The organism is Fictibacillus nanhaiensis (genome assembly GCF_036213205.1).
Classification (GTDB): domain Bacteria; phylum Bacillota; class Bacilli; order Bacillales; family Fictibacillaceae; genus Fictibacillus; species Fictibacillus nanhaiensis_E.
This window is the reverse complement of the sequence record NZ_JARMFC010000013.1, coordinates 119,028-125,404: the sequence shown is the minus strand read 5'-3', so window position 1 is coordinate 125,404 and position 6,377 is coordinate 119,028. Positions and strand designations below refer to the sequence as shown.

6 protein-coding genes are annotated in these 6,377 nt (G+C 38.0%); 3 read left to right on the top strand and 3 right to left on the bottom strand.

What is annotated here, in order from left to right:
- The first annotated feature begins 216 nt into the window (after window positions 1–216).
- A complete protein-coding gene (locus P4V41_RS14035) occupies window positions 217–1,635 on the top strand; it encodes an amino acid permease (protein WP_328085672.1) in 1,419 nt (472 codons plus the stop codon).
- Between the two features lie 20 nt (window positions 1,636–1,655).
- Here the strand turns inward: P4V41_RS14035 and P4V41_RS14030 are convergent, their stop codons facing one another.
- Both P4V41_RS14030 and P4V41_RS14025 read right to left on the bottom strand, forming a co-directional pair.
- Window positions 1,656–3,197, bottom strand: a complete 1,542-nt coding sequence (locus P4V41_RS14030) for a cation acetate symporter (RefSeq protein WP_328085666.1) — start codon at window positions 3,195–3,197, stop codon at window positions 1,656–1,658.
- On the bottom strand, window positions 3,194–3,529 hold the full coding sequence (locus P4V41_RS14025; RefSeq protein ID WP_328085665.1) for a DUF485 domain-containing protein: 336 nt from the start codon (window positions 3,527–3,529) through the stop codon (window positions 3,194–3,196). Before P4V41_RS14025 ends, P4V41_RS14030 begins: the two co-directional genes overlap by 4 nt.
- A 209-nt stretch (window positions 3,530–3,738) precedes the next feature.
- Between P4V41_RS14025 and P4V41_RS14020 the strand changes: the two genes are divergently transcribed.
- Entirely contained in the window at window positions 3,739–4,419 is a 681-nt protein-coding gene (locus tag P4V41_RS14020) for an MgtC/SapB family protein (protein ID WP_328085664.1), read from the top strand.
- Between the two features lie 112 nt (window positions 4,420–4,531).
- On the opposite strand, the gene P4V41_RS14015 is transcribed toward P4V41_RS14020, so the two are convergent.
- Complete coding sequence (locus P4V41_RS14015) at window positions 4,532–5,596, bottom strand: SDR family oxidoreductase (protein WP_328085663.1); 1,065 nt, start codon at window positions 5,594–5,596, stop codon at window positions 4,532–4,534.
- A gap of 60 nt (window positions 5,597–5,656) precedes the next feature.
- Here P4V41_RS14015 and P4V41_RS14010 point away from each other — a divergent pair, with 60 nt between their 5' ends.
- Window positions 5,657–6,319, top strand: a complete 663-nt coding sequence (locus P4V41_RS14010) for an NAD(P)H-binding protein (RefSeq protein WP_328085662.1) — start codon at window positions 5,657–5,659, stop codon at window positions 6,317–6,319.
- The last annotated feature ends 58 nt before the right edge of the window (window positions 6,320–6,377 follow it).

Genomic DNA, 6,377 nt, shown 5'->3' with positions numbered 1-6,377 from the left:
ATTCGGGGTGCAGTTCAAAAATCAGGTTCTTTTTTCTTTGTTTTGAGATCTATTTAAGATTTGCGAACCAGGTCTTAACGAACGACTATTACTTTTTCAAGCTCATCTTTTTTATTTATCTGTAGTTCATACTTTTCTTGTAAACTTTTTTAGTCCAAGTAACCTCAGGATTTGCAACGTACTTCATTGGGTAAAATAAGTGTAGAGAAAGGTGGAATCACTTTGAAAAGAAATCTAGGCTTTTGGGTTTTAACAGCACTCGTAGTAGGAAATATGGTTGGATCGGGTATCTTTATGCTACCACGATCATTAGCAGAAGTAGCAAGTCCATCCGGTGTATTAGCAGCTTGGTTGATCACAGGTTTTGGTGTATTAATGACAGCTCTAGTCTTCGGAAATCTTAGTTTAAGAAAGCCAGAATTAAATGGAGGACCACAAAACTATGCGAAAGCTTTGTTTAAAGAAGATTCGCATTCATCACTATTAGCGGGGTACCTTGTAAGCTGGGGATATTGGGTGGCTAACTGGTCAGGTAATGTTGCGATCATTACTACGTTTGCAAGTTACCTATCTACTTTCTTTCCAGTTATGACAAACGGAACTGTTTTATTTACTGTGATGGGGACTTCTGTAAAAATAGGAGGAGTCATTACCTTTATTATCTGTTCGATTCTGTTATGGAGCGTACACTTTTTGATTCTTAACGGTATTGAGGGAGCTGGTAAGGTAAATTTTATTGCTACTCTAGCTAAAGTTTTAGGATTCTTATTATTTATACTAGCATGTCTATTTGCGTTTCAAAGCAGCAATCTCGTTCCTTTTTATGAGCCGATCGAGAGTGAAGGCGGTGTTACTTCTGGTTTTCTATCGCAGATAAATAACGCTGCAATCGCAACATTATGGGCTTTTGTAGGCGTAGAATCTGCCGTTGTTTTTGCAACGCGTGCTAAAAAGAAAAGCGATGTAAAAAAAGCGACGATCCTTGGACTTATAATAGCACTTGCTTTGTACCTATGTATTACATTGTTAGTCATGGGAACACTGAAGCAAGAAGAATTAATCAACTCTCAAAAACCACTTGTTGATTCATTGATGGCAGCGATCGGACCTTCTGGCAGTATGATCATGGCGGCCTTAGGAGTGATTTCATTATTGGGAGCAACTGTTGGTTGGGTTTTACTTTCTGCAGAAGTACCATTTCAGGCAGCACAGCAGCGGATGTTTATCACGCACTTTTTGAAAGAAAATAAAAAAGGTGCACCCGTTTTCTCTCTTTGGATCACGAACCTATGTACGCAGCTTTTCTTGTTTTCTGTTATTTCTCAATCTATGGCTTCTGCCTTTGATTTTATGATTTTTATCGCGACACTCGCTTTTCTCGTTCCATATTTGTTCGCGTCTCTCTATCAGCTAAAGCTCGTCATGAGAAGTGAGACATATGAGAGATCGGGTACAAGTCGAATGACAGATGGTATTATTGCCGCAGTTGCTGCCATCTATTCGTTTTGGGTCATCTATGCAGGTACCGCAGATATTAAAACATTCTTATTTGGAATCGCCTTACTTGCATCAGGCATCTTATTTTATCCCTTTGTTCCAAAACAAACTGAACCCATCAAAAAACCGGCTGATTAATAGCCGGTTTTCTTATTGGATTATGCACCTTTTCGAAGGCCAGATCCCGTATTTGCTTTTACTAAGATTTCATTAAATTTATCAACATCTGATGGTTTAGATAGCATTGTTCCGATGAAAGCTCCCAAAAACCCAAGTGGTATGGATACGATTCCCGGGTTAGCAAGGGGGAAGATCGCCTCGCCAGTAAGAATGGCTGCTCCCTCTACAGGAGACCAGACACTTGGTGAGATCATAACCAAAACAAGTGAACTAATGAGTCCTACTAACATCCCAGTTACTGCACCTGCTGTATTAAAGCGCTTCCAAAAGATCGTTAAAAGAATGATTGGAAGGTTCGCGCTAGCTGCTACAGCAAAAGCAAGAGATACTAAGAATGCAACATTAAGTTTCTGAGCGAATAATGCCAATATGATGGATACGATCGCTACGCCAACTGATGCCCACTTTGCGGCTTTCATCTGTTCTTTTTCGGATGCATGACCTTTTCTGATGATATGTGTATAAAAGTCATGAGCAAAAGCAGAAGCAGCTGATAATACGAGTCCAGCTACGACAGCAAGAATAGTAGCAAATGCAACAGCTGAAACAAAAGCAAATAAAAACTCTCCTCCAAGTACTTCTGCCAAAAGCGGAGCTGCCATATTTCCAGCTGCATTAGCAGCTACGATCTGATCTTGTCCAACGAATGCGGCAGCACCAAAACCTAAAAAGATTGTCATGATGTAAAAAGCTCCAATCAACCAAGTTGCATAAACGACCGATTTTCTTGCAGTAGGAGCATCTTTTACGGTAAAGAAACGAATAAGAATATGAGGAAGTCCGGCTGTTCCTAGTACAAGTGCTAAATTTAAGGAGATCGTATCAAGTGGATCTTTAAATTTATTACCTGGGTTCAAGAACGATTCGCCTAGTGGAGTAGCGTTTTTAACTTGATTGAACATCTCTGTAAAGCTAAAGCCAAACTTAGCGAACACCATGACAGAGATGACAAGCGTACCAAGCATCAATAGAATGGCTTTTACGATTTGTACCCAAGAGGTTGCTGTCATACCACCGAACACAACGTATACCGTCATGAGAACACCAACGATAAGTACAGAATATAAGTACTCAATACCTAGTAATAGTTTGATAAGAGCTCCAGCACCTACTAATTGAGCGACCATATAGAAAGTAGATATCGCCATCGTATTTAGCGCTGCCACACCGCGAACTTTTTTATCATTAAACCTCGCGGCAATCATATCAGCCATCGTATATTTTCCTAGATTCCGAAGCGGCTCTGCTACTAAGAATAAAACAACAAGATAAGCAACGAGAAAGCCGATGCTATAAAAAAAGCCATCAAAACCAGATAGTGCGATCGTGCCCGCAATTCCAAGGAATGAAGCGGCTGACATATAATCTCCTGCGATTGCAAGACCATTCTGCATCCCTGTCAATCCACCGTCAGCTGTGTAGAAGTCACTCGTTGTTTTTGTTTTCTTAGAAGCAAAATAAGTAATGACTAAAGTTAGACCAACAATTCCTAAAAACAAAGAAAATGCTGTACCATTCATGAGGATGCCTCCTTGTCCATGTCGGCTATTACTTTTTCAGCGAGTTCGTCAAACCGTTTGGCTCGTTTCGTATAGATCATACACAAAGCCCATGTCATGATAAACTGAGCGAAAGCGAGAATCCATGCCCAAGTAATATCGCCTATCGCGTTACGGTTCAATACATCTGTATAAGCTGTTAGGATAGGAAGGCTGAAATAAAACAGTAAAAAAAACACGGTCATTGGAAGGATGAAACGTTTTTTCTCAGCCATTAATTGCTGAAATTGATTCGTGTTAACAACTTCGCTGTACCTTGAGTGTTCGAAATTTTGCTGTTTTTTTGGTAACAATGCATTTCCTCCTCTTATTAAAATGAACGATATGAGTCTTCCACACCACCTTATACTGAATAATCTTTATTTTCTGATAAAACCAACTTCTATTATATACGGAGGAACGTCATGATTCAACGAGAATCATTCTTGAAGTTTGAAGGATTTAATGCGATGATTTGCGTATTATTAGATAAGGGCAAAAACAGGAGAGAGGTGTAAACATCATGAGTCTTGTCTTAGTGAAACTTGGAATGTCAGCATTCTTCGGGTTGATAATCGGTATAGAGAGGGAGTTGAAAAATAAACCCGTTGGTCTTAAAACGAGCCTTGTTATCTCCATCAGCAGTTGTTTGCTCACGATTGTTAGCATAGAATCAGCTAGACAATTTTCACTTCTATCTGGTCAAACGGTCATGGATCCAATGCGTTTAGCTGCTCAGATTGTTAGTGGGATTGGTTTTCTTGGAGCAGGCGTTATTTTAAGAAGAAGCAACGATGTTATTTCAGGACTAACGACTGCAGCTATGATATGGGGAGCATCTGGATTAGGAATTGCCGCAGGAGCTGGATTTTATAAGGAGGCTGCTGCAGGGGCATTTTTAATTCTTATCAGTGTGGAACTGATTCCTTTAATTATGAAATGGATTGGTCCTAAAGCATTAAGGCAGATTGACATCAAGTTAAAATTAGTAGTTAACCCTGATACGGTCATGAGTGATGTTATGAAAGAGATTAATGAGCTGAAAGTAAAGATCGTTAATGTTCGAATAAAGGATCTTGAGAATGACTACAAAAAAATGGAGATGGCAGCTTCTATCTACGAAAAAAGGTATACTACAGATCTGTATGATGATGTGAAAAAGATTGATGGTATCCGTAGTGTGGAGATTGAAACACTCGGTTGATTTTATGGGATTATGATCTATAGACAGTTATAGATCATTCCTTAATAAAATGACTTATCGTTTGTAAGAATAATCATTTAGTATAAGAAAAAGGTGACGTTTGTCACCTTTTTTAATATCTTATTAAGTTCTTATCATAAGCATTGTTTTTATAATACTGTACGATCGAACTCACATACTCATTAAACGGCCAACATTCAATTCCTGATCCTTCAAGATCTTGTACGAGCTGTGAAGTATCGTATGTGGCATCATGAGAAAAATACGAAAGAGTTTCAAGTGGTACACCAAGCCACTTCGAAATGTAAGAAATCGATAAAAACCGTTCGGCAATTCTTCTGTTTAATGTCCAGCTTGGCTTTTTTCCTAAAAGCTCTTGGCATAAAAGGGTATAGGCTTCATGAATAGAGGGTGAATCTGGACTAAGAACATGATATGTTTTTGATCTCCCGACAGAATCATGCATTAAAAACACAGAGGCTTCAATAATGAAATCTACGGGAACTAAATGTATCTTAGAAGAAGTTTTTCCGATATAGGGAATAGGGAACTTAGATACCCGCATGATAAATTGCATCATAAAATATGGACCGTCAAACTTGAGAGTTTCTCCTGTTTTTGAATCACCTACAATGATACCAGGTCGAATAATCGTAATCGGTAGTTCTTTCATCTTTTCACGAACTTGAACTTCTGCTTCGTGTTTGGTCTGTTCATAATAATTACGAAATCCACTCGGCATACAAATTTCGTTCTCCATGATCAATCCTTTTTCATCTCCAGAAACGTAAGCTGTACTAAAATAACAAAAACGCAGTAAGCTTGGACATTTTTCGACAAAACTTAAGATGTTTTTAGTACCGATTACATTACAAAGATATGCAGGTTCATAAGCAACAGTGAGGTCATAAAGAGCTGCAAGATGTATAACATGTGTAACTTCTTCGGTAAGTTCTTCAATCGTTTGAGAAGCTAGTCCTAGATCGTATTTTGTGATGTCTCCATCGACTAGGTGAATATTTCCGGCTTGTGATCTTAATTTACGTTCTGCGATTTTACGCTCATGCTTTAAGATTAATAAATAAAACGTAGATGAAGGATGCCGTTTTTGAAGAGCACTTACAAGCTTTGTAGCTATAAATCCAGGGTAACCGGTGATAAAATAGGTAGGGTTCATTAAAATACACCTCAGCTCATGGTAAGATAAGTTTATTGACAGCAGAAAGGACAGTAAGACATGAACAAGAAAACAGTAATTGTAGCAGGCTCAAGTGGATTAGTAGGAAAAGAAGTGGTAAAGCAATTATTGACTGAACCTATGTGTAAAGAAATCATCTTGCTTGTTAGAAAATCATCTGATACAAAGCATGAAAAGATAAAAGAAGTTATTTTTGATTTTACAGCATCTGATTACAAGATAGAACTAACAAAAGCAGATGTTATGTTCATCTGTATTGGAACGACGATGAATAAAGTAAAATCAAAAAAAGCATTTGAAGAAGTGGACTTACATATTCCCATTAAATTAGGAAAACTTGCTCATAAGTTAAATATACAACATGTTTCTGTAATTTCAGCTATGGGGGCTAATGCCACCTCTACTTTTTTTTACAATCGTGTAAAGGGGAGTATGGAGTCACAATTGATCTCTACGAACATCCCATCTTTGACGATTGTGAGGCCCTCTTTATTAATAGGGGATCGGGAAGAGTTCAGGTTTGGAGAAAGATTTGCTGAAAAACTTTATAAAGCCCTTCCCTTTATATATCCTAATAAATATGAACCTGTTGAAGCGAGTTTTGTTGCGAGAGCGATGATACAAGAAGCTTTTAACACCGATAATGAAAGAGTAAAGATTATTGAGAACAAGAAGATACATGAGATAAGTAGAAACATTTAAAAACATAGTCTGTTTACGTTATAATAAGACTGTATGTAAACGAATCGTTTTCAGGAGG